This window comes from Pseudomonas leptonychotis, from assembly GCF_004920405.1.
Lineage (GTDB): Bacteria > Pseudomonadota > Gammaproteobacteria > Pseudomonadales > Pseudomonadaceae > Aquipseudomonas > Aquipseudomonas leptonychotis.
The window spans coordinates 283819-306407 of record NZ_RFLV01000002.1 but is presented as its reverse complement, the minus strand read 5'-3'; the positions used below and the strand labels follow the sequence as shown (position 1 = coordinate 306407).

20 protein-coding genes are annotated in these 22589 nt (G+C 58.0%); 7 read left to right on the top strand and 13 right to left on the bottom strand.

Features of this window, described 5'->3' with window-relative positions; all coding sequences use genetic code 11:
• Window positions 1–73: 73 nt before the first annotated feature.
• From pyk to gcl, 5 genes are all read right to left on the bottom strand, one after another.
• Window positions 74–1489: a pyruvate kinase gene (gene pyk / locus D8779_RS12035; RefSeq protein ID WP_136664719.1), complete on the bottom strand. Its 1416-nt coding sequence runs from the start codon at window positions 1487–1489 to the stop codon at window positions 74–76.
• Window positions 1486–2772 (bottom strand): glycerate kinase type-2 family protein, encoded by a 1287-nt coding sequence (locus tag D8779_RS12030; RefSeq protein ID WP_136664718.1) that lies wholly within the window; start codon window positions 2770–2772, stop codon window positions 1486–1488. Before D8779_RS12030 ends, pyk begins: the two co-directional genes overlap by 4 nt.
• Window positions 2773–2962: 190 nt before the next feature.
• Window positions 2963–3853: a 2-hydroxy-3-oxopropionate reductase gene (locus D8779_RS12025; protein ID WP_136664717.1), complete on the bottom strand. Its 891-nt coding sequence runs from the start codon at window positions 3851–3853 to the stop codon at window positions 2963–2965.
• Between the two features lie 25 nt (window positions 3854–3878).
• On the bottom strand, window positions 3879–4661 hold the full coding sequence (gene hyi / locus D8779_RS12020; protein ID WP_136664716.1) for a hydroxypyruvate isomerase: 783 nt from the start codon (window positions 4659–4661) through the stop codon (window positions 3879–3881).
• 95 nt (window positions 4662–4756) lie between these two features.
• A complete protein-coding gene (gene gcl / locus D8779_RS12015) occupies window positions 4757–6532 on the bottom strand; it encodes a glyoxylate carboligase (RefSeq protein WP_136664715.1) in 1776 nt (591 codons plus the stop codon).
• 338 nt (window positions 6533–6870) lie between these two features.
• Between gcl and D8779_RS12010 the strand changes: the two genes are divergently transcribed.
• Window positions 6871–7311, top strand: a complete 441-nt coding sequence (locus tag D8779_RS12010) for a GlcG/HbpS family heme-binding protein (protein ID WP_136664714.1) — start codon at window positions 6871–6873, stop codon at window positions 7309–7311.
• A gap of 281 nt (window positions 7312–7592) precedes the next feature.
• On the opposite strand, the gene D8779_RS12005 is transcribed toward D8779_RS12010, so the two are convergent.
• A complete protein-coding gene (locus D8779_RS12005) occupies window positions 7593–8237 on the bottom strand; it encodes a TetR/AcrR family transcriptional regulator (protein ID WP_136664713.1) in 645 nt (214 codons plus the stop codon).
• Window positions 8238–8453: 216 nt separating this feature from the next.
• Between D8779_RS12005 and moaA the strand changes: the two genes are divergently transcribed.
• On the top strand, window positions 8454–9446 hold the full coding sequence (gene moaA, locus D8779_RS12000) for a GTP 3',8-cyclase MoaA (RefSeq protein WP_136664712.1): 993 nt from the start codon (window positions 8454–8456) through the stop codon (window positions 9444–9446).
• Between the two features lie 71 nt (window positions 9447–9517).
• Window positions 9518–10339 carry a substrate-binding periplasmic protein gene (locus D8779_RS11995; protein WP_136664711.1) on the top strand — a complete coding sequence of 274 codons (822 nt, stop codon included), beginning with the start codon at window positions 9518–9520 and terminating at the stop codon, window positions 10337–10339.
• 83 nt (window positions 10340–10422) lie between these two features.
• Here D8779_RS11995 and D8779_RS11990 read toward each other — a convergent pair whose 3' ends face one another.
• Both D8779_RS11990 and D8779_RS11985 read right to left on the bottom strand, forming a co-directional pair.
• The gene (locus D8779_RS11990) at window positions 10423–10737 is read right to left on the bottom strand and encodes an SCP2 sterol-binding domain-containing protein (protein WP_136664710.1); all 315 of its coding nucleotides are present in this window, start codon (window positions 10735–10737) and stop codon (window positions 10423–10425) included.
• 55 nt (window positions 10738–10792) lie between these two features.
• Window positions 10793–11503 carry a histidine phosphatase family protein gene (locus D8779_RS11985; RefSeq protein ID WP_136664709.1) on the bottom strand — a complete coding sequence of 237 codons (711 nt, stop codon included), beginning with the start codon at window positions 11501–11503 and terminating at the stop codon, window positions 10793–10795.
• Window positions 11504–11713: 210 nt separating this feature from the next.
• Here D8779_RS11985 and sohB point away from each other — a divergent pair, with 210 nt between their 5' ends.
• Both sohB and D8779_RS11975 read left to right on the top strand, forming a co-directional pair.
• A complete protein-coding gene (sohB, locus tag D8779_RS11980) occupies window positions 11714–12733 on the top strand; it encodes a protease SohB (protein WP_136665154.1) in 1020 nt (339 codons plus the stop codon).
• Between the two features lie 25 nt (window positions 12734–12758).
• Window positions 12759–13748 carry a YhdH/YhfP family quinone oxidoreductase gene (locus tag D8779_RS11975; protein WP_136664708.1) on the top strand — a complete coding sequence of 330 codons (990 nt, stop codon included), beginning with the start codon at window positions 12759–12761 and terminating at the stop codon, window positions 13746–13748.
• 58 nt (window positions 13749–13806) lie between these two features.
• Here D8779_RS11975 and D8779_RS11970 read toward each other — a convergent pair whose 3' ends face one another.
• The 4 genes from D8779_RS11970 to D8779_RS11955 form a co-directional block, all read right to left on the bottom strand.
• On the bottom strand, window positions 13807–14304 hold the full coding sequence (locus D8779_RS11970) for a DUF934 domain-containing protein (RefSeq protein ID WP_136664707.1): 498 nt from the start codon (window positions 14302–14304) through the stop codon (window positions 13807–13809).
• Window positions 14288–15946, bottom strand: a complete 1659-nt coding sequence (locus D8779_RS11965) for a nitrite/sulfite reductase (RefSeq protein WP_136664706.1) — start codon at window positions 15944–15946, stop codon at window positions 14288–14290. Before D8779_RS11965 ends, D8779_RS11970 begins: the two co-directional genes overlap by 17 nt.
• A gap of 439 nt (window positions 15947–16385) precedes the next feature.
• On the bottom strand, window positions 16386–17003 hold the full coding sequence (locus D8779_RS11960; protein WP_136664705.1) for a hypothetical protein: 618 nt from the start codon (window positions 17001–17003) through the stop codon (window positions 16386–16388).
• A gap of 7 nt (window positions 17004–17010) precedes the next feature.
• Window positions 17011–18645: a methyl-accepting chemotaxis protein gene (locus tag D8779_RS11955; protein WP_136664704.1), complete on the bottom strand. Its 1635-nt coding sequence runs from the start codon at window positions 18643–18645 to the stop codon at window positions 17011–17013.
• Window positions 18646–18982: 337 nt separating this feature from the next.
• On the opposite strand from D8779_RS11955, the gene D8779_RS11950 reads away from it, so the two are divergent.
• Complete coding sequence (locus D8779_RS11950; RefSeq protein WP_136664703.1) at window positions 18983–19813, top strand: undecaprenyl-diphosphate phosphatase; 831 nt, start codon at window positions 18983–18985, stop codon at window positions 19811–19813.
• Window positions 19814–19923: 110 nt separating this feature from the next.
• Window positions 19924–20889: an alpha/beta fold hydrolase gene (locus D8779_RS11945; protein ID WP_136664702.1), complete on the top strand. Its 966-nt coding sequence runs from the start codon at window positions 19924–19926 to the stop codon at window positions 20887–20889.
• 70 nt (window positions 20890–20959) lie between these two features.
• Here the strand turns inward: D8779_RS11945 and D8779_RS11940 are convergent, their stop codons facing one another.
• A complete protein-coding gene (locus tag D8779_RS11940) occupies window positions 20960–22546 on the bottom strand; it encodes an ABC-F family ATPase (protein ID WP_136664701.1) in 1587 nt (528 codons plus the stop codon).
• Window positions 22547–22589: the final 43 nt, after the last annotated feature.

Below are 22589 nucleotides of genomic sequence, written 5' to 3'. Positions count from 1 at the left end.
GACGCCTTTTCATCCACCATCGCGGTTGGTGGATGGGTGAAGCGTCATCCACCCTACGAGTTTGCAGTTAACCTCAACGTAGGGTTTCGATACGCAAGCTGTTGGTGCTGCCCGGCTGCCCGAACGGTTCACCAGCGGTAATCACCACGGTGTCGCCGGTTTCGGCCAAGCCCGAGGTGCGCGCGACTTGCAAGGCGATACGGGTGACATCCTCGACTTTGCTCAGGCGTTCGTTAACCACCGAGTACACGCCCCAGGCCACGCTCAGGCGGCGTGCGGTGTTAAGGCTCGGCGTCAGGCTCAAGATCGGCGATTTCGGCCGCTCGCGAGAGGCGCGCAGGCTGGAGTTACCCGACTCGGTGTAGTTGATCAATGCCGCCACCGGCAGGATGGTGCTGATCCGGCGGATCGCGCAGCTGATGGCATCGGAGGAGGTGGCTTCGGCCACCGGGCGGCTGACGTCGAGCTGGGCCTGGAAGTCCGGGCCGCTTTCCACCTGGCGGATGATTTTGCTCATCATCTGCACGGCTTCCAGTGGGTAATCACCGGAGGCAGTTTCGGCCGACAGCATCACCGCATCGGCGCCTTCGGCCACGGCATTGGCCACGTCGGTCACCTCGGCGCGCGTCGGCGCTGGGGAGAAACGCATGGATTCGAGCATCTGTGTGGCCACCACCACCGGACGGCCGAGCTGGCGGCAGGTGCGGATGATGTCTTTCTGGATGCGCGGTACGTTTTCCGCCGGCACTTCCACACCCAAATCGCCACGGGCGACCATGATCGCGTCGCACAGCTTGGCGATTTCTTCGAGGTGGATCACCGCCGAAGGTTTCTCGATCTTGGCCATCAGTAAGGCTTTGCCTTGGATCAGCTCGCGGGCTTCGATGATGTCTTCCGGGCGCTGCACAAACGACAGCGCAACCCAATCCACACCCAGTTCCAAACCAAAGCTCAGGTCGCGGCGGTCTTTCTCGGTCAGCGGGCTGAGTTGCAACACAGCTTCCGGCACGTTGACGCCCTTGCGGTCGGACAATTCGCCGCCAGCGATCACGCGGGTGTCTACTGCATCGCTGTGCTTGGCGGTAACTTCCAGGCGCAGGCGACCATCGTCGAGCAGCAGGCTCATGCCCGGTTGCAGCGCTTCGATGATTTCCGGATGCGGCAGGTTAACCCGCTGAGCGTTGCCCGGTGTGCTGTCCAGGTCCAAGCGCAGGTTTTGGCCGCGTTCGAGCATGACCTTGCCTTCGGCGAATTTGCCGACGCGCAGTTTTGGCCCTTGCAGGTCCATAAGGATGCCGATAGGGGTGTTCAGCTGCTGCTCGACTTCACGCACCCAGTTGTAACGTTCGGCATGGTCAGCGTGTTCGCCGTGGCTGAAGTTGAGGCGGAACAGGTTAACCCCGGCCTCGACCAGCTGGCGCAGGTCATCAATGGTTTTGATCGCCGGCCCGAGGGTGGCGAGGATTTTTACTTTCTTGTCGGCTTTCATTGGGCAGAATCCTCAAGGATCAAAATGGCGCGAAAATCGTTGACGTTGGTACGGGTCGGCCCGGTGACGATCAGTTGATCGAGGGCCGCGAAGTAGCCATAGCCATTGTTGTTATCCAGCTCGTCGCTGCTGCTCAGGCCCTGCGCAGCGGCGCGGGCGTGGCTGTCGGGGGTCATGATGGCCCCGGCGTTGTCTTCCGAACCGTCGATGCCGTCGGTGTCACCGGCCAGGGCATAAACCCCAGGCAAGCCTTTTAGGCTGTCGGTCAGGCTGAGCAAAAATTCGACGTTACGCCCGCCACGGCCATTGCCGCGCACGGTCACGGTGGTTTCGCCGCCGGAGAGAATCACGCAAGGCGCCTTGATCGGTTGACCATGCAGCACCACCTGTTTGGCGATGCCGGCGTGCACCTTGGCCACCTCGCGTGATTCGCCTTCCAGGTCACCCAGAATCAGCACCGGCAAACCGGCAGCACGAGCCTTGGCGGCGGCGGCGTCGAGGGATTGCTGTGGGCGGGCGATCAGTTGGAAGTGACTGCGCGCTAAGCACGGGTCGCCCGGTTTGACCGTTTCCGACGCCGGGTCTTGCAGCCAGGCGCGCACGTTGGCGGGAATTTCGATGCTATAGCGGGCGAGAATTGCCAAGGCCTCAACCGAGGTGGTTGGATCAGCCACGGTCGGGCCGGAGGCAATCACCGTGGCCTCATCGCCCGGCACATCGGATATCGCGTAGGTATACACGCTGGCTGGCCAGCTGGCCTTGGCCAGACGCCCACCCTTGATCGCGGAGAGGTGCTTGCGCACGCAGTTCATCTCGCCAATCGTGGCGCCGGATTTGAGCAGGGCCTTGTTGATCGCCTGCTTATCCTGAAGGCTGATGCCGGCAGCGGGCAGGGCGAGCAGGGATGAGCCGCCGCCGGAGAGCAGGAAGATCACCCGGTCGTCTTCACTGAGGTTGCTGACCAGTTCCAGCACGCGGCGGGCCACGCGTTCACCGGCGTCATCCGGCACCGGATGGGCGGCTTCCACCACTTCAATTTTCTGGCAGTTGGCGCCGTGCTCGTAACGAGTAACCACCAAGCCGGAAACCTCACCTTGCCATTCGTGCTCAATCACTTCGGCCATGGCGGCGGCAGCTTTGCCGGCACCGATGACGATGACGCGGCCGCTGCGGTCAGCCGGCAAGTAATCCGCCAGAACCTGGCGCGGGTGGGCGGCGTCGATGGCGCTGGCGAACAGGTCGCGCAGCAGAGACGTTGGGTTGAAAGACGGATCGATGGACATGGCGATCTCTCTTGATAGGGCCGGAGCAACTTTTGATTACTGAAGCACGTTCGATTCTAGTGCGCAGCGCCCTGGGGCAAGGCGCTGCGCACTAGAATCGACCCACCCGGCAGGCAGGCCGTGACACCGCCTGCCGGACAGATCGAAAGGGTTGTTTCAAGGCGGCTGACCCCGCCCTGAAACCTGTTACTTACTCGCCGCGGATATTGAAGTTGGCCATGTGCTCCAACCCTTTGATCAACGCCGAGTGGTCCCAGTTGCTGCCGCCGATGGCTGCGCAGGTGCTGAACACTTGCTGGGCATTGGCGGTGTTAGGCAGGTTAAGGCCCAGTTCTTTTGCCCCAGCCAGTGCCAGGTTGAGGTCCTTCTGGTGCAGGCTGATACGGAAGCCTGGATCGAAGGTGCCTTTGATCATGCGCTCGCCGTGTACTTCAAGAATCTTCGAACCGGCGAAGCCACCCATCAGCGCTTCACGCACCTTGGCTGGGTCGGCGCCGTTCTTGGCGGCGAACAGCAGGGCTTCAGCAACAGCCTGGATGTTCAGGGCCACGATGATCTGGTTGGCAACCTTGGCGGTCTGGCCGTCACCGTTACCACCAACGCGGGTGATGTTCTTACCCATGGCTTGGAACAACGGCAGGGCGCGCTCGAAGGCTTTTTCACAGCCGCCGATCATGATGCTCAGGGTCGCAGCTTTGGCACCCACTTCACCACCGGAAACCGGTGCGTCGAGGTAGGCAGCACCAGTGGCTTTGATCTTGTCGGCGAAAACTTTGGTCGCGGTAGGCGAGATCGAGCTCATGTCGATCACAACTTTGCCTGCGCCTACGCCTTCAACTACGCCGTCCTTGCGGAACAGTACGTCTTCAACCTGGGGGGTATCCGGCACCATGATGATGATGAATTCGGCTTCCTGCGCCACTTCGCGCGGGTTGGCCAGGCCGATGCCGTTGTCGCCCAGCAGGTCAGCCGGCGCTTTGTCGAAATGCTCGGAGAAAAACAGGGTGTGCCCGGCTTTTTGCAGGTTTTGCGCCATAGGCTTGCCCATGATGCCGGTGCCGATAAATCCGATTTTAGCCATGAGATGTGTTCCTAAAAAGTGGGGCTCAGATTGCGTTGTGCGCTTTCATCCAGCCGAGGCCGGCAGCGGTGGTGGTGGCTGGCTTGTATTCACAGCCGATCCAGCCCTGGTAGCCAATGCGGTCCAGGTGCTCGAAGAGGAAGCGGTAGTTGATCTCGCCAGTGCCCGGCTCGTTACGGCCCGGGTTGTCGGCCAGTTGCACATGGTTGATCACCGCCAGGTTGGCCTCGACGGTACGCGCCAGATCACCTTCCATGATTTGCATGTGGTAGATGTCGTATTGCAGGAACAGGTTGGGGCTTGCGACCTTGTCGCGAATAGCCAGAGCCTGCTTGGTGGTGTTCAGGTAGAAACCGGGGATGTCGCGGGTGTTGATCATTTCCATGACCAGCTTGATGCCAGCGGCTTGCAGCTTTTCGGCGGCAAACTTCAGGTTATCCACGAAGGTCTGTTCTACTGTTGCGCAGTCATAGCCCTGCGGACGGATACCGGCCAGGCAGTTGATTTGTTTATTGCCCAGCACTTGGGCGTAGGCGATGGCTTGGTCCACGCCCGCGCGGAACTCTTCAACGCGGTCTGGGTGGCAAGCGATACCGCGCTCACCCTTGGCCCAGTCGCCGGCTGGCAGGTTGAACAGCACTTGCTCCAGGCGATTGGCATCCAGACGTGCCTTGATGACCTCGGCAGTGAAGTCATAGGGAAACAGGTATTCAACACCGCTGAAGCCTGCGGCGGCAGCAGCGTCGAAACGCTCCAGAAAGTCCACTTCGGTGAACAGCATGGATAGGTTGGCGGCAAAACGGGGCATAAAATATTCCTCGGTTGCGTAGGGTGGAAAACCGCGTAGCGTTTTCCACCGTGGAATTGGTGGATGTGCTTCGCGACATCCACCCTACGGAGGCATCAATCCAGCATGGAGATCGCAGTGGGGGCGTCGGCACCGCGCTCGGCGAGTTCTTCGAACTCGTTGATAGCGTTGATCTCAACACCCATGGAGATGTTGGTGACGCGCTCCAGGATGATTTCAACCATGACCGGTACACGGAACTCTTCCATCAGCGCTTTGGCCTTGGCCAGTGCAGCCTGGATGTCATTCGGCTCGAACACGCGGACGGCCTTGCAACCCAGGCCTTCAACCACGGCTACGTGGTCGACGCCGTAACCGTTGAGTTCCGGTGCGTTGATGTTTTCGAAGGCCAACTGCACGCAGTAGTCCATCTCGAAACCGCGCTGCGACTGACGGATCAGGCCCAGGTAGGAGTTATTCACCACCACGTGGATGTACGGCAGGTTGAACTGCGCGCCCACGGCCATCTCTTCGATCATGAACTGGAAGTCGTAATCGCCGGACAACGCCACAACCTTGCGAGTCGGATCAGCCTTGACCACACCCAGTGCTGCCGGAATGGTCCAGCCGAGCGGGCCGGCCTGACCGCAGTTGATCCAGTGGCGTGGCTTGTAGACGTGGAGGAACTGCGCACCGGCGATCTGCGACAGACCGATGGTGCTGACGTAGCAGGTGTCTTTGCCGAAGAACTCGTTCATCTCTTCGTACACGCGCTGCGGCTTAACCGGCACGTTGTCGAAGTGAGTCTTGCGCTGCAGGGTGCGCTTGCGCTGCTGGCAGGATTCCAACCAGGCGCTGCGATCTTTCAGCTTGCCTGCGGCTTTCCATTCCTTGGCCACGGCGATAAAGGCATCCAGGGCGGCGCCGGCATCGGAAACGATGCCCAAATCCGGGTTGAACACGCGGCCGATTTGCGTCGGTTCGATGTCAACGTGGATGAACTTGCGGCCTTCGGTGTACACATCGACGCTGCCGGTGTGACGGTTGGCCCAGCGGTTACCGATACCGAATACAAGGTCGGATTCCAGCAGGGTGGCGTTGCCGTAGCGGTGCGAGGTTTGCAAACCCACCATGCCGACCATCAGCTTATGGTCGTCGGGGATTGCGCCCCAGCCCATCAGGGTTGGGATAACCGGCACGCCGGTCAGTTCAGCGAACTCGACCAGCTTGTCTGCGGCGTCGGCGTTGAAGATACCGCCGCCGGCGACCAGCAATGGGCGCTCGGCGTCGTTCAGCATGGCCAGGGCTTTCTCAGCCTGCACACGGTTGGCGGCAGGTTTGGCCAATGGCAGTGGCTCGTAGGCGTCGATGTCGAATTCGATTTCGGCCATCTGCACGTCGAACGGCAGGTCGATCAGCACGGGGCCTGGACGACCGCTGCGCATTTCATAGAAGGCTTTCTGGAAGGCGCGCGGCACTTGGCCCGGCTCCATCACGGTGGTCGCCCACTTGGTCACCGGCTTGACGATGCTGGTGATGTCGACGGCCTGAAAGTCTTCCTTGTGCATACGAGCACGCGGCGCTTGGCCGGTGATGCACAGGATCGGGATGGAGTCGGCGCTGGCCGAGTACAGGCCGGTGACCATGTCGGTGCCGGCAGGGCCGGAGGTGCCGATGCACACGCCGATGTTGCCGGCGTTGGTGCGGGTGTAGCCCTCAGCCATGTGCGAGGCGCCTTCGACGTGGCGAGCCAGGACGTGGTCGATACCGCCGACTTTTTTCAGTGCAGCGTACAGGGGGTTGATGGCGGCGCCGGGGATGCCGAACGCAGTGTCAACGCCTTCGCGGCGCATCACCAGTACGGCGGCCTCGATTGCTCTCATTTTGGCCATTGTCTTGTGCCTCGTTTATTATCAGATTGTATACAAAACAGCTGGCTTGGATTCTATTCAGGCCTTGACCTTCTGGTCAATAAGTTTTCTCGCCCAGTCATCGCTCAGTGGGAAATCTTTTAAAACGGGCGTTTTAGCTGGGGCGCCTGATCCTTTGCGGGATTGTCTAATTTTTTCTGTATACAAAACACTATTAGATTGTATTCGACTATTGAGTTTTTTGTTTCTGGTGAGATAGTGGCGCTGAGCTTTGGATTGCCCGGCGACCGTTAGCCACCCCTGCAGGTGGCGCGGCTTGGGCGTTTCGTAGGATTTATCCGCATTGAGGAAGACCCAGCATGAGTACGTTGAATCTGCAAATCGCCACCACCATCAGTAACCGTGCACTGGCTGTCGCCCGGGAAATATCAGCCGCACCCCTGACCGTGGCCGTGCTGGACGCCGGCGGACACCTGATCAGCCTGCAGCGCGAGGACGGCGCCAGCTTGCTGCGTCCACAAATCGCCATCGGCAAGGCCTGGGGCGCATTGGCGCTGGGCAAAGGCTCGCGCTTGATCGCCGCCGATGCACAGCAACGCCCAGCGTTTATCGGTGCGGTGAACAACCTGGCCGACGGCCAACTGGTGCCGGCACCGGGTGGTGTGTTGATCCGCGATGAACGCGGTGAGGTGATCGGCGCGGTAGGGATTACCGGGGATACCTCGGACATCGACGAGCAGTGCGCAATCAGCGCGGTCGAGTCAGTTGGGCTTAAGGCCGATGCGGGTATCGCTGCCTAATGATTCAGGACTGGTGAGCAAAGCTTGGCGGCTAGCCATTCTGCTTCGCTCTACCGCCTACCTCCCTTGGTCAGCTATGTGGGATGAGTTTTAACCGCAGGGCTGCTGATTTTTCGGTTTTGTGGGAGGGGCTTCAGCCGCGATGATCGCGGTTAAAAGCTCGCCGCTAAAGCGCCTCCTACGGTTCTGTGGTGACCCATAAAAAAACGGTGAATGCTGTGTAGGCATTCACCGTTTTTTTATGGCAGTTTTAGAGCGGGGCAGGGCGCCTGCACTCGGTCTTACGCGCGGGTGACTTCTTCAGAGGGGCTGGCCTGGGTCTCATCGATCTCACAACCTTTGATCACCAGACGGGTGATGGTTTGAATGGCCGCTTCATAGTCGGCCTCGTCGAGGCTGGGCTTACCGGTGACGGTGGAGATCTGCCAGTCGAAGTCGGCGTAGGTCTGGGTCGCGGCCCAGATGCTGAACAGCAAATGATTGGGGTCGACTTTGGCCATCAGGCCCTGGTCGATCCAGCCCTGGATGCAGGAGATGTTGTGCTTGGCCTGGGCATTCAGTTGTTCGGTTTGCTCGGCGGACAGGTGCGGCGCACCGTGCATGATCTCGCTGGCAAATACCTTGGAGGCAAATGGCAGCTCGCGGGAGATGCGGATTTTCGAGCGGATATAGGCTTTCAACACATCGGCGGGTTTGCCCGGCTGGTTGAAGGGCGCAGAGGCTTCGAGCAGCGGCTCGATGATGCTTTCCAGCACTTCGCGGTAGAGGTTTTCTTTCGACTTGAAGTAGTAGTAAACGTTGGGCTTGGGCACGCCAGCCTTGGCGGCGATGTCGCTGGTTTTGCTGGCGGCAAAGCCCTTGTCGGCGAACTCTTCACTGGCTGCGCGTAAAATCAGCTCTTTGTTACGCTCGCGAATACTGGTCATAAGCCTCTGTGCTTCTGTCTATCGCCCGTCGCTGGGCAGCGCGGGGCATGGTAGCACCGGCTTTGCGCGTGGCTCAAGCCGGGCGGGGCGGGCTTTGGCGAGCTATCTGACTTTAAGGTCAGGTTGTTGTATACAAAATTTAACTTTTCTGTTTTTATCTCGTCTTATGCATTCATAACAAAAAGTCTCGGCTCACTGGGCTCCAGGAGACATGCCATGAACAATCAGCTGGTTGATCCTTTCGGTCGGCGCATCACCTACCTGCGGTTATCGGTTACCGATCGCTGCGATTTCCGCTGCACCTACTGCATGAGCGAAGACATGGTTTTCGCCCCCCGTGAGCAGATTCTCAGCCTGGAAGAACTGTATAACGTGGCCGATGCCTTTATCGGCCTTGGGGTTAAACGTATCCGTATTACCGGTGGTGAGCCGCTGGTGCGCAAAAACCTAATCAGTCTGCTCACCCGTTTGGGCCAGCGCCCAGAGCTGGAAGACCTGGCCATCACCACCAACGGCTCGCAACTCGCCGACCTTACGCCGCAATTACGCGCGGCCGGAGTCAAGCGTCTGAATGTCAGCCTGGATTCGTTACAGCGCGAACGCTTTGCCGCCTTTACCCGGCGCGACAAGCTTGATCAGGTGCTCGACGGCATTGAAGTGGCGCGAGCGGCCGGCTTTAGCAAAATAAAACTGAATACCGTGGTGCAGAAGGGCCGTAACGACGATGAAGTGCTCGATTTGGTCGAGTTCGCCATGGCCCGTGGTCTGGACATCAGTTTTATCGAAGAAATGCCCCTGGGCAGTATCACCAGCCATCAGCGCGAGCAAACATTCTGCTCCAGTGATGAAGTGCGTGAGCGCATCGAACAGCGCCATACCCTGGTGCGCAGTAGCAAGCTCACGGGCGGCCCGTCGCGCTATTGGCGGGTGGTTGGTAGTGATACTCAAGTCGGCTTCATTTCACCCCACAGCCACAATTTCTGTGGTGACTGTAATCGCGTGCGGGTAACGGCCGAAGGCAAGTTGGTGCTGTGTTTGGGCCACGAAAATGCCCTCGACCTAAAAACCCTAATGCGCACTCATCCCGGCGACAGCCATCGGCTGCGCGAAGCGTTGCTCAATGCCCTGCAACTCAAGCCTGAACGCCATCACTTCGAGAGCGATGCTCAGGTGCAGGTGGTGCGGTTTATGAGCATGACCGGCGGCTAGCGCGACTTCACCCCTACCGCTACGGGCGGTTCCATATTTGCGTCATCCCACGACTAACCAGGAGGTTTGCTGTGAAGCACTCGCACGTCTGCAGTTTGTTCGCCCTTGTCTGTGCCACCGGTGTCAGCGCTGAAAGCTACGTGATTGGCGTGGAAAAACTGGCCTTTGCGCCGCACTACAGCATCGACGCGCAAGGTCAGTACCAAGGCTTTGCCCGTGAGCTGTTTGACCTGTTCGCCGCAAAAAGTGGGGTGGAGTTGAGCTACAAGGTGCTACCGGTTGAGGAGTTGCTGCCGGCATTGCTCAATGGCCAGGTGGATTTGAAGTACCCAGACAGCGATACCTGGGCTCAGGCGCAAAAAACCGGCAAGGCACTGAGTTACAGCCAGGGAGTGGTCAACTACGTGGATGGCGTGCTGGTGGCACCGCAACGGCAAGGTCAGTCGATTGAGCAGATCAAGCGTTTGGCCATGGTCAATGGTTGGACGCCCTGGGGATATCAAGAGCTTATTGATGCCGGCAAGATCGAGCTGACCTACAGCGATGATCTGCACCAGATGATTCGCCAGGCCTTGAAGAAGGATACCGACGGCGCCTACTTCAACGTAGTGGTGGCCACCCATTACCTGGACAACATTCGCGCTCGCCCGGGAGCGTTGGTGTTTGATGCCACGCTGCCGCATAACCGCGGTAGCTTTCACTTATCAACCATCAAACATACCGAGCTTTTACAGCGCTTTGACCAGTTTATGCTTGAGCATACGGCTGAGATTACCGCGCTGAAGAGCCAGCACCGAGTCGAGGCCAATCTTGACCCTGAGCGTATTGGTCTGGAGCAGTGGAAGCTGGACTTTATCGAGCGCAAAAAACGCAAGGACGCTCAGTCGCAATGAGTCGCAAAGTTAACCAGTGCTGCGCCATAAAAAAACCGGAGTCGAGGACTCCGGTTTTTGGGGGATTGCTGTAGCCGTGATGCTTAAACCGGGAACAGTTCGCCCAATTTCATGGCGAGCATCATGTCGCCTTCGGCGCGCAGTTTGCCCGACATGAACGCTTGCATGCCGTCGGTTTCGCCGCTGGTGATGCCTTTCAGGGTTTCGGTGTCCATGATCAGAGTCACGCTGGCATTGGCGTTGTCGCCTGGCTCAACGGCGCAGGTGCCATCTTTGACGATCAGAGCGTAGTTCTCGCCGTCTTCGATGTTGAACTGAAACACCAAATCCAGGCCTGCAGCGGCACCGGCGTTGAACTTGGACTGCATGGTATTGATGATGTCTGCAACGCTCATGATTTTTTCCTTTTTCTCGGTTTTTTCTAGCGCCCGTATGGGTGCAGTGGGCCGCAGCTCAACGATAGGTGATGAGCTCCGGCGCCTTCAACAGCTGTAAATGCACATGGCTGTTGAAGGAAGCCAGGCTCACTTGGCTGCCACGAAACTTCAGGCAGCTTAGTGAGGTGTTAACAATTTGCCAGTTCAGCTCGAACGCTTGCACGGGCGCAATGCCGGTAATCAGATGTAGCAGGGCGGTGATGGTACCGCCCGAGGTAAATACCGCGATGTTCTGTTTACTGTCGGCTTGCTCAAGCAGGCGAGTAAGACCGCCCTGAACCTGCTCGACAAAACCCTGCCAGCTCTGCAGTCCAGGTTTGTCGTGCTCTGCGGAAATCCAGCGGCCTATTAGCTTGGCGAACAGGCGTTGAAACTCAGCGCGGTTCTGCGCAGCGTTGCGCAGAATATGCAGCGCTTCTGGTTCTTCGAGGAGCATGTCCGGGAGTAGAGCGCGGATAACCGCGTCAGCATCAAACTCATTGAATGCGGCATCAACTTCCAACTGCGGCACAGTGATGGCGCTCTCGCGCAACTGCTGCAATGCACTGTTGGCCGTATGTTGCTGCCGACGCAAGTCGCCACTGAGGCTGCGATCGAGTCGTATACCCAGTTGAGCGAGGTGTGCGCCCAGCACTTCGGCTTGGCGAATTCCGATAGGCGATAGCACATCGTAATCGTCGGCACCGAAGGAGGCTTGGCCATGTCGAATCAGGTAGATGCTGCCCACGTCCGCTGGTTTCCGGTACGGTGAAAGTTTCGCGAGGGTATGGGGAAGCTTAAGAGCTGTCAACGTAAAAACATACGCTTGTTTGAATTGTATGGATGCGCTGAATGGTAAGACCTTGCTTGCTGGTCGCCAACCTATGGCCTCGGTATGCTTGGGTACTACTCAGCGCAATTGATGGGCGTGCGCTGCCATTGGGACGAGGGGGAATACGTGGAGTTTTTTGCAGAGTACATCGGCTTTTTGGCCAAAACAGTGACCCTGGTTGTGGCCATTGTCGTGGTGCTGGTAACGATCGCAGCCCTGCGCAGCAAGGGCCGCCAGAGCGCTGGCCAGTTGCACGTGAATAAGCTCAATGATTTCTTCAAACAATTGCATCAGCGTATGGAGCACGCGGTGCTCGATAAAGATCAGCTGAAAGCCGCCGTTAAAGCCGAAGCCAAGACGGCTAAACAGGAGAAGAAGGCTGGTCTTCATAAACCGCGCGTTTATGTGCTGGATTTTGATGGCGACATCAAAGCCTCTGCTACCGACAGTTTGCGTCATGAGATCACTGCTTTACTGACGATGGCGACACCGCAGGATGAAGTGGTGCTGCGTTTGGAAAGTGGCGGCGGTATGGTGCATAGCTATGGTTTGGCCTCATCGCAGTTAGCGCGTATTCGCCAGGCAGGCGTACCGCTGACCATCTGCATTGATAAGGTCGCGGCCAGTGGCGGTTATATGATGGCCTGTATTGGTGAAAAGATTATTTCTGCACCTTTCGCCATTCTGGGGTCGATTGGCGTGGTGGCGCAGCTGCCTAATGTGCATCGCTTGCTGAAAAAGCATGACATCGATTTCGAAGTACTCACTGCCGGTGAGTACAAGCGCACCCTGACCGTATTTGGCGAAAACACCGAAAAGGGTCGGGAGAAATTTCAGGAAGATCTGGAAACCACCCATGAATTATTCAAGAGCTTTGTCGCACGCTACCGGCCGCAGCTGGATATCGACCAAATAGCCACCGGTGAAGTTTGGTTGGGCCTGGCAGCGTTAGACAAGCTGCTGGTCGATGAGCTCAAAACCAGTGACGAATACCTGGCAGAGCGCGCGAAGAGCGCCGAGCTGTTTCATTTGCACTATGCCGAGAAGAAAACCCTGCAGGAGCGTGTCGGACTAGCGGGCAGCGTAGCGCTGGATCGTTTTGTTCTGAACTGGCTGAGCCGGTTAAACCAACAGCGCTTCTGGTAATCGATCCGTCATAAAGAGGAAGAGCATGAGCAAGTTCAGTGCATTGCAAGCCCGTGAGAATGCAGCGGGTCAATTCGAACAAGTGATTGTCCAGCGAGAGATCGACGATTTGCCGGTCGGCGAGTTGCTGATTCGAGTCAAGTATTCCTCGCTCAACTACAAGGACGCCTTGTCTGCCAGTGGCAACCGCGGCGTAACCAAGAGTTTTCCGCACACGCCGGGCATTGATGCTGCAGGTGTTGTAGAAGCCTCCAGCGTGACTGAGTTTAGCGTCGGCGATGAAGTGATCGTCACGGGTTATGACCTGGGCATGAACACCTCTGGCGGTTTCGCTCAATACATTCGCATCCCTGCGAGTTGGGCGCTGAAACGGCCCAAGGGTTTATCGATGCGTGAAGCCATGGTGTTAGGCACAGCAGGTCTTACCGCCGCACTCTGTGTGGACAAGCTGGAGCAGGCTGGGCTGAGCAATGATGGTGGTAGCGTTTTGGTAACTGGAGCCACTGGCGGCGTGGGCAGTGTTGCTGTCGCGTTGTTGAGCACACTGGGCTATCAGGTTGCCGCGTCCACCGGGAAAGCGGAGCAGGGCGATTACCTCAAGCGTCTGGGTGCGCATGACATTGTCCTGCGCAGCACGCTGCAAGAGGGCACCGACAAAGCCATGCTCAAGGAGCAATGGGCCGGTGCGGTGGATTGTGTGGGCGGCGACATTCTGTTTAACGTGGTCAAGTCGCTGCGCTACGGTGCCAGCGTTGCCTGTTGTGGGCTGACGGCCGGTGTGGGTTTCAAGGGCAGTGTGTTGCCGTTTATCTTGCGCGGCGTGAATCTTCTCGGGGTCGACTCGGTTGAGTTGCCACTGGTGGTTAAGGCCTCGATGTGGGACCGCTTGTCCGTGCAGTGGAAGGTTGATCTGGATGCGTTGGTGAGCGAAGTCACGCTTGAACAATTGCCAGCGGCGATTGCCCAAGTACTGGCGGGCAAACAAGTGGGGCGCGTACTGGTCAATCTAGGCTAAGTTGCGAGAAACAAAAAAGGCCACCCCTTGGGGTGGCCTTTTGCGTTGTCAGCTTGGTTCAGGCGCGGCGGCGGAACAGCGGCAGCGGCTGATCACCGGAGGCTTGATAAACCTCACTGAACTCCTCAAAGGCTTTCAAGGCATCCAGTGGGTCTTTGTCTTCACGCAGGGCAAAGGCGTCAAAGCCCACGCGCAGGTAGGAAAACAGCTGATCGCGTAACACGTCGCCGATGGCGCGCACTTCGCCGGTGTAGCCGTAGCGGGTGCGCAGCAGATAGGCGGTGGAGCAATGCCGGCCATCGGTGAAGGCTGGGAAGTTCAGCGCGATGACCTGGAAGTTATCCAGCTGATCGGCGATTTCCTCGATTTCCTCACCAGCCTCCAGCCATACACCCAGGCCGCCATCGCGGGCTTTGAGTGCGGTGCTGTGTTCGACCCAAAGCGCCAGCGGCACGATCAGGTCGTCGCAGTTGGAGATGCCGTCCAGCGTGGCGTCCTTGGGCAACAGGTGCCAGCTTTCATCGATCAGCTGACCGTTCTTAATGATTCGCTGCATATACGCGCTCCTTGAACGGGTCGACGCCAATACGGCGGAAGGTGTCGAGAAAGCTTTCTTCTTCAGTGCGGCGCTCGACATAGACCTTGACGATCTTGTCGATCACATCCGCCATGTCCGCTTCTGCGAAGGATGGGCCGAGGATCTGCGCCAGGCTGGCGTCACGGCCGGAGCTACCACCGAGCGATACCTGATAGAACTCTTGGCCTTTTTTGTCCACGCCGAGGATACCGATGTGGCCAACATGGTGGTGACCACAGGCGTTCATGCAGCCGGAGATGTTCAGATCGATATCGCCGATGTCGAACAGGTAGTCGAGGTCTTCGAAACGGCGCTGGATGGCTTCGGCAATTGGAATCGACTTGGCGTTGGCCAGCGAGCAAAAGTCGCCGCCGGGGCAGCAGATGATGTCGGTCAGCAAGCCCACGTTTGGTGTGGCGAAACCGTTCTCACGCAGTTCGCCCCACAGGGTAAACAGCTGCGCCTGCTCGACATCCGCCAGAATGATGTTCTGGTTATGACTGTTACGCACTTCGCTAAAGCTGTAACGATCGGCCAGATCAGCAATCACGTCGAGCTGCTTGTCGGTGACGTCACCTGGCGCCACGCCGGTCGGCTTGAGCGACAGGGTCACAGCGACATAGCCCGGCTTTTTGTGCGCAAAGGTGTTGCGCTGACGCCAGCGGGCAAAGCCTGGGTGCTCGGCATCCAGCGCCTTAAGAGCAGCGTCCTGATCGTCGAGAGCCTTGTAGCTTGGGTCGATAAAGTGTGCGGCAACGCGCGCTACTTCAGCGTCAGTCAGGGTGGTCGGGCCGTCTTTCAGGTGGGCCCACTCAGCATTGACGCGCTCGGCGAACACGGCAGGCGTGAGTGCCTTGACCAGAATCTTGATGCGCGCCTTGTACTTGTTATCACGACGGCCATAGCGGTTGTACACACGCAGGATGGCATCGAGGTAACTGATCAGGTGCTGCCACGGCAGGAACTCGTTAATAAAGCTGCCTACGATCGGAGTACGGCCCAGGCCGCCACCCACAGAAACGCGGAAGCCCAACTCGCCGGCCTCGTTCTGCACGGCTTCAAGGCCGATGTCGTGCACCTCAATGGCGGCACGGTCGCTAACTGCACCGTTGACCGCGATTTTGAATTTGCGCGGCAGGTGAGTGAACTCAGGGTGGAAGGTCGACCACTGACGGATGATTTCACACCACAGGCGCGGGTCGACGATTTCATCCTTGGCCACACCGGCGAACTGATCGGTGGTGGTGTTACGGATGCAGTTGCCGCTGGTCTGGATCGCATGCATCTGCACGGTGGCCAGCTCGGCAAGGATATCCGGGATGTCTTCCAGGTCCGGCCAGTTGAACTGCACGTTCTGCCGGGTGCTGATGTGTGCATAGCCTTTGTCGTAGTCGCGGGCGATCTTGGCCATCATGCGCACTTGCGTCGATGACATCAGACCGTACGGCACGGCAACGCGCAGCATGGGCGCAAAGCGCTGGATATACAGGCCATTTTGCAGGCGCAGTGGGCGGAATTCTTCTCCGCTCAGTTCGCCAGCCAGATAACGGCGGGTTTGATCGCGGTATTGCTTGACGCGGTCTTCGACGATTTTTTGGTCGTACTGGTCGTATACGTACATGTCATGTCCTGTTATCAGGCTTTTTACAGCTTATCAGCGCGCACGGCCGCGCAGTCCTGGCGGAGGCTGCGGAAGATACCAGCTCAGGGTTATGCGCAAAAGTGATGTTTGAGTATATGGAAAGAACTTAAAAGGATAAGCAGGCTACTGAACATCGCCGTATGGCTTGAGTAAGCGGGCACGCTGGTCTTAACTGCAACTGGAGATTCACCCATAAACACAACAAGAGGGGTAGTCCATGACCGAACACAGCGAACCGGATAACGCTGACAGCGTGGTAGATGCCAAGGCCATTTTCGCCTTGATTGTGATCTTCGTCGTTACTGCAGTTTTTTGGGTCAGCCAGCAATAGCGAGTAAATTTCACTGTTATTAGCCGTTGATATACAAAAAAGCGGGCCCTTGTTACAGAGGGTCCGCTTTTTTATGCCCCGTCATTTTTAATGACAGCTGAGGCTATCGGCTTGGCGATAGAGGGTAAGCAGCTTACGCGTGATGGTTTGCTGAATATCGTCGCGTTCGAAGGTCGACAGGCGAGTCAGGCGACTGACCTGCAGCCGGTGTAGATGGATGTAGGGCATTTTCTGATCAAACTCGCGCAAATCGCCTTTCATCATGATTGGCAGGAAAATATCACCGGCTTTTTTCTGATTGCTGATGATTTGCGCTAACGCCGGTTTAAACGGCATGGTCTTCGGCGCAGGGCCGCCTTCCTTGATCATGGTGGTCAACAGCAGGCCGGGTTTGTGTAAAACCACGCCAGGTAGCACGCACAGTCCGGTTTTGCGCACGGCATGCGACTCGATGCCATGCAAGGTGTCATGGAAGGCATAGGGGTTGGGCAGCACCACCATCTTGCGGCCTAGGTCACTGGGGAAGTGCAGATCGTAGTTGGTGTACAGCTGGCGCGTCGATTCCGAGTACACGCACAAGCGATTCTCGAATAATTTGATAAAACGCTCTGCCAGCTCGCGGCGGGCGATGCTGTCCAAGTCCCAGATCAGGTCCTGGTTCTGCGGTTTGCTCAGGTCAACTTCCTGATGTTCCATGTCGCTCATTTATTTCTCATACCCTGAACTGTCCAAGCAACCGATTTAACTGCTCAGCCAACTGACCCAGATGCTGCCCGGCATCACTGGACTGTTGCGCCGCCATGGCATTGTTATGGGCCAGGCTGGCTGCCTGGGTGACGTTCTGATTGATGTCTTCGATTACGTGCGATTGTTGCAGCGTCGCGCTGGCGATGGAAGCATTCAAACCACTGAGATTGCGCAACCCGCTGGCGATCAAGTTAAGGCTGGCACCGGCCTGGCTGGCTTGCTCGATCGTCAGCTGCGAGGCTTTGCTGCTGTCGTTGATGACCTTAACTGCGGCTTCCGAGTTGCCCTGCAAGCGTTCGATCATCACTTGGATTTCTGCCGTGGATTTTTGTGTGCGCTGAGCCAGCAGGCGTACCTCATCAGCCACCACGGCAAAGCCACGGCCTTGTTCGCCAGCACGTGCGGCTTCAATGGCGGCGTTGAGCGCGAGCAGGTTGGTTTGCTCGGCAATCGAGCGAATCACTTCCAGCACGCTGCCAATCTGCGTACTTTCCTGGGCAAGCGCCTGAATCACCGCCACTGCTTGATCGATAGTGGCGGACAGCTCGTTGATTTGGCGCAGGCTGGCCTCGATATTCTTCTGGCCTTGCAGGGCTTGCTCTTCAGCGGCGTGAACCTCGCTTGAAGCGTGCTCGGCATTCTTCGCCACATCCTGCACGCCATAGGTCACCTCGTTGATGGCGGTGGCCACCAACTCCATCTGTTGTGACTGCTGATCGCTGTGCTGTTGCGCCTGGCCAGAAACCTGGCCGAGGTTGCGCGCAGCCGCATCGAGTTGGCCGGCAGAGTCGAGGGACTGTTTGATCACCAGGCGTAGTTTGTCAGTGAAGGCATTGAAATGGCGGGACAGGGCCGATAACTCATCGTTGCCATGGGTGTCGAGGCTGTGGGTCAGGTCACCGTCGCCACTGGCAATATTAGCCATGGCGCTGACCGCATGCCGCAAAGGGCCGGTAATACTGCGCACCACCACAACAACCAGCATGGCCATCAACAGTGCTATCACCAGACCGACTGCGATGGTTTTCAGCGCTTGAGCCTGAAACTCAGCCTGAACATCGTCAACATAAACGCCAGAGCCAATGATCCACCCCCAGGGCTTAAACAACTGCACATAGGAAATTTTCGGCACGGGCTCGCTGGCACCAGGTTTGGGCCAGCGGTAATCCACCTGACCGGCTCCTTGGCTTTTGCTGATGGCGACCATTTCATTGAATAAGGCTTTACCGTCCGGGTCCTTGAAGCCTGATAGGTTCTGGCCTTCAAGCTTGGGGTTGGTCGGGTGCATGATCATCACGGGGGTCTGATCATTGATCCAGAAGTATTCCTGCCCGGCGTAACGCAGCCCGCGGATGGCTTCCATCGCCTGCTTCTGCGCCTCTTCACGGGGCAAACTGCCTGCGGTTTCCAAACCCTGATAGTGCTGAAGAATGCCGGCAGCACTTTGTACTACGTGCTGGGTTTTCTCGGCTTTGGCGGCGTACAGATCGCCATGAATCTGCTTGAGTAGCCAGGCACCCTGAATAATCAGCATGACGACGGCGACCACCAGGATCAGCCATAGGCGGCGGTTGATGGGCAGGCTGCGCAGGCTATTCATGGGGTGTTTCTCCCTTATTCTTAGGCGTTTAGTCGCTTCTTATAGGTCAAGAGCTGTGCATCGTTACGTTAGACCTTAGGCTAGTTGATGAGTAAACGATGCTTAAGTGCGCGTCTTCAATGGGCTTTCTTGGCGTAACGGGAGTGCGAACGTCACACGGCATGCGCTACGCGTGCAAATTCTCTGCTAGGATTTGCGCCGTCGCAGGTTAAGTCTGTGATTTGTCTATTTTTTCTTTCCAGCGGGAACCTTTTTACAGGGTCGCAGTCCGACGCGCTCGCAGGTTCATCATCATGTGTGCTGTTCGTGCTGATAACGCACGCATTTAGGAGTTGGGATGGATCTTTGGGTTGCCGTACAGGCACTGATTTTAGGCATCGTTGAAGGTATTACCGAGTTCCTGCCGATTTCCAGCACCGGGCACCAGATCATCGTGGCTGACCTGATTGGGTTTGGCGGCGAGCGGGCGATGGCTTTCAATATCATCATTCAGCTGGGGGCGATTCTCGCGGTGGTGTGGGAATACCGGCGCAAGATTCTCGACATCGCGTTGGGCTTGCGCAAAGAGCCCACGGCGCAACGCTTCACTGCCAACTTGCTGATCGCCTTTCTGCCAGCTGTGGCGCTGGGCGTGCTGTTTGCCGATCTTATTCACCACTACCTGTTCAACCCGATCACCGTAGCCTTGGCGCTGGTGGTGGGTGGCGTGATCATGCTCTGGGCGGAGCGCCGTCAACACCTGGTGCATGCCGAAAGCGTGGATGACATGACCTGGCAAGATGCGCTGAAGATTGGTTTCGCTCAGTGCCTCGCGATGATCCCAGGCACTTCACGCTCGGGCGCAACGATCATTGGCGGCTTGCTCTTCGGCTTGTCGCGCAAGGCCGCCACCGAGTTCTCCTTCTTCCTGGCCATGCCGACCATGGTCGGTGCTGCTGTGTACTCCGGCTATAAGTACCGCGATTTATTCCAGGCCGCAGATCTGCCGGTGTTTGCCATAGGCTTTGTCACCTCGTTTATCTTCGCCATGATTGCGGTGCGGGCGTTGCTCAGCTTTATTGGCAAGCACAGTTATGCCGCTTTTGCCTGGTACCGCATCGGGTTTGGCTTGCTGATTCTGGCGACCTGGCAGTTGCAGTGGATTGACTGGAGCACGGCGCAGCCGTGATGGCGTGCAGGAGCGCTGCAACTACCTGCTGACGCTGTATTCGGCAGATCAATAAAGGCGCACCCCAGGGTGCGCCTTTGTCATAGTGGCCTCAGCTAATGGAGGCATCTATGGACCAACTTGAGCACCACCTTCTACCGGTTAACGGTATCGACCTGAGCCTGTACAGCGCTGGTCCCGTGACGGGCCGCCCGGTTTGGTTGCTGCATGGTTTTCCCGAGTGCTGGCATTCCTGGCGACAGCAGATCGCCCCCTTGGCGGCTGCCGGTTATCGCGTGCTAATCCCGGAGATGCGTGGCTATGGCCAGAGCAGCGCGCCGCGTGATCCTGCTGCCTATGACGTGATCACCCTCTGCGCCGATATTCAGGCCGCCATGGACCTGCTCGACCAGCATGAGGTGTGCGTGGTGGGGCACGACTGGGGCGCGCCGATAGCCTGGCACCTGGCTTTGCTTGAGCCGGCGCGGGTGAAGGCGGTTGTTGGTATGGCCGTGCCGTTTGGCGGGCGCCCCAAGCAGCCGGCCATTGAGATCATGCGCCAGCTGTATGCCGAGCGCTTTCATTACATCCTGCATTTCCAGGAACCTGGCGTCGCCGAGGCGGAGATGGATGCCGACCTGCCGCGCACCCTGCGCATGATGATGCACAACACCTCGGCGGCTGTACCCAGGGATCACTTTCTGCAGGAGAAACCGGCTGGTGCCGGGCTTTTCGATGGCATGCAAGACCCTGGTACGCTGCCTGACTGGTGCGACCCCAACGCCTTTGCGCAGTACCTGAAAACCTTTGAAGGCCGTGGTTTCTATGGTGCGCTCAACTGGTACCGCAACTTCGAACGTAACTGGCAGCGCACCGAGGCCTTGGCCGAGCGGCAGATTGAACAACCCGCGCTGTTCTTGCTCGGCGACATGGATCCGGTCGGCACGCTGGAGGCTTACACCCTAAAGCAGATGCCCAAGCGCATCGCACAGTTAGAGCAGCATGTGCTCAAAGACTGCGGGCACTGGATTCAGAACGAGCAGGCCGGGCAGGTTAATCAGCTGTTACTGGATTTTTTGAGTCGCCACTACGCCTGAGTCCGACCGCGCCAAACAAAAACGCCCCGTTTGCAGGCTCTGCAACGGGGCGTTTTTGTTATCGCAAGGGTTAGACGATTACGCCCTGGCTGCGCAGGTAGTCGTCGTAGGTGCCGCTAAAATCGGTGATGCCGTTGGCCGACAGCTCGATGATGCGCGTAGCCAAAGAGCCTACGAACTCACGGTCGTGGCTGACGAAAATCAGTGTGCCTGGGTAGTTTTCCAGCGCCAGGTTCAGCGCCTCGATGGATTCCATGTCCAAGTGGTTGGTCGGTTCGTCCATGATCAGCACGTTAGGCTTTTGCAGGATCAGCTTGCCGAACAACATGCGGCCTTGCTCACCACCGGAGATGACCTTTACCGACTTGAGGATGTCATCGTTGCTGAACAGCATGCGCCCCAGCGTGCCACGGATCATCTGCTCGCCGGTGGTCCACTGGCCCATCCAATCGAACAGGGTGTCGTCGCGTTCGAAGTCGTGAGCGTGATCCTGGGCGTAGTAACCGAGCTCCGCGCTATCGGTCCATTTTACGCTACCGGCATCCGGGGTCAGTTCGCCGACCAAGGTGCGCAGCAGGGTGGTTTTACCGATACCGTTCGGGCCGATAATCGCCACGCGCTCGCCGGCTTCAACCTGGAAGCTGAAGTTCTTGAACAGGGCTTTGCCGTCGAAGCCCTTGGCCATTTTGTCGATCATTACAGCCTGGCGGTGCAGCTTTTTGTTTTGCTCAAAACGAATGAACGGGCTGACGCGGCTGGACGGCTTAACCTCGGCCAGCTGGATCTTGTCGATCTGCTTGGCGCGCGAGGAAGCCTGCTTGGATTTCGAGGCGTTGGCCGAGAAGCGGCTAACGAAGCTTTGCAGCTCGTTGATCTGCGCTTTCTTCTTGGCGTTATCGGACAGCAACTGTTCGCGCGACTGGGTCGCTGCGGTCATGTACTCATCGTAGTTGCCTGGGAACAGGCGCAGCTCGCCGTAATCCAGGTCAGCCATGTGGGTGCACACGCTGTTGAGGAAGTGACGGTCGTGAGAAATGATGATCATGGTGCTGTTGCGCTGGGTGAGGATGTTTTCCAGCCAGCGGATGGTGTTGATGTCCAGGTGGTTGGTCGGCTCATCGAGCAGCAACACTTCAGGGTCTGAGAACAGCGCCTGTGCCAGCAACACACGCAGTTTCCAGCCTGGCGCGACTTCACTCATCGGGCCGAAGTGCTGCTCCAGCGGAATACCCAGCCCCAGCAGCAATTCACCGGCACGGGACTCGGCGGTGTAGCCGTCCATCTCGGCGAATTCACCTTCGAGCTCGCCGACCTTCATGCCGTCTTCTTCGCTCATTTCGGCCAGCGAATAGATGCGATCGCGCTCGGCTTTAATCTTCCACAGCTCTTCGTGGCCCATGATCACGGTGTCGATCACCGTGAACTCTTCGTAGGCGAACTGATCCTGGCGCAACTTACCCAGGCGCACGTTCGGCTCCAGCATCACCTGGCCGCCGGACGGCTCCAGATCATCACCGAGAATTTTCATAAAAGTCGACTTGCCGCAGCCGTTAGCCCCGATCAGGCCATAACGGTTGCCGCCGCCAAACTTGACGGACACGTTCTCGAACAGCGGCTTGGCGCCGAATTGCATGGTGATATTAGCGGTGGAGATCACGAATCTTGGTCCAGTTGAGCGGGCGCACGGGCGCGAAAGGGGC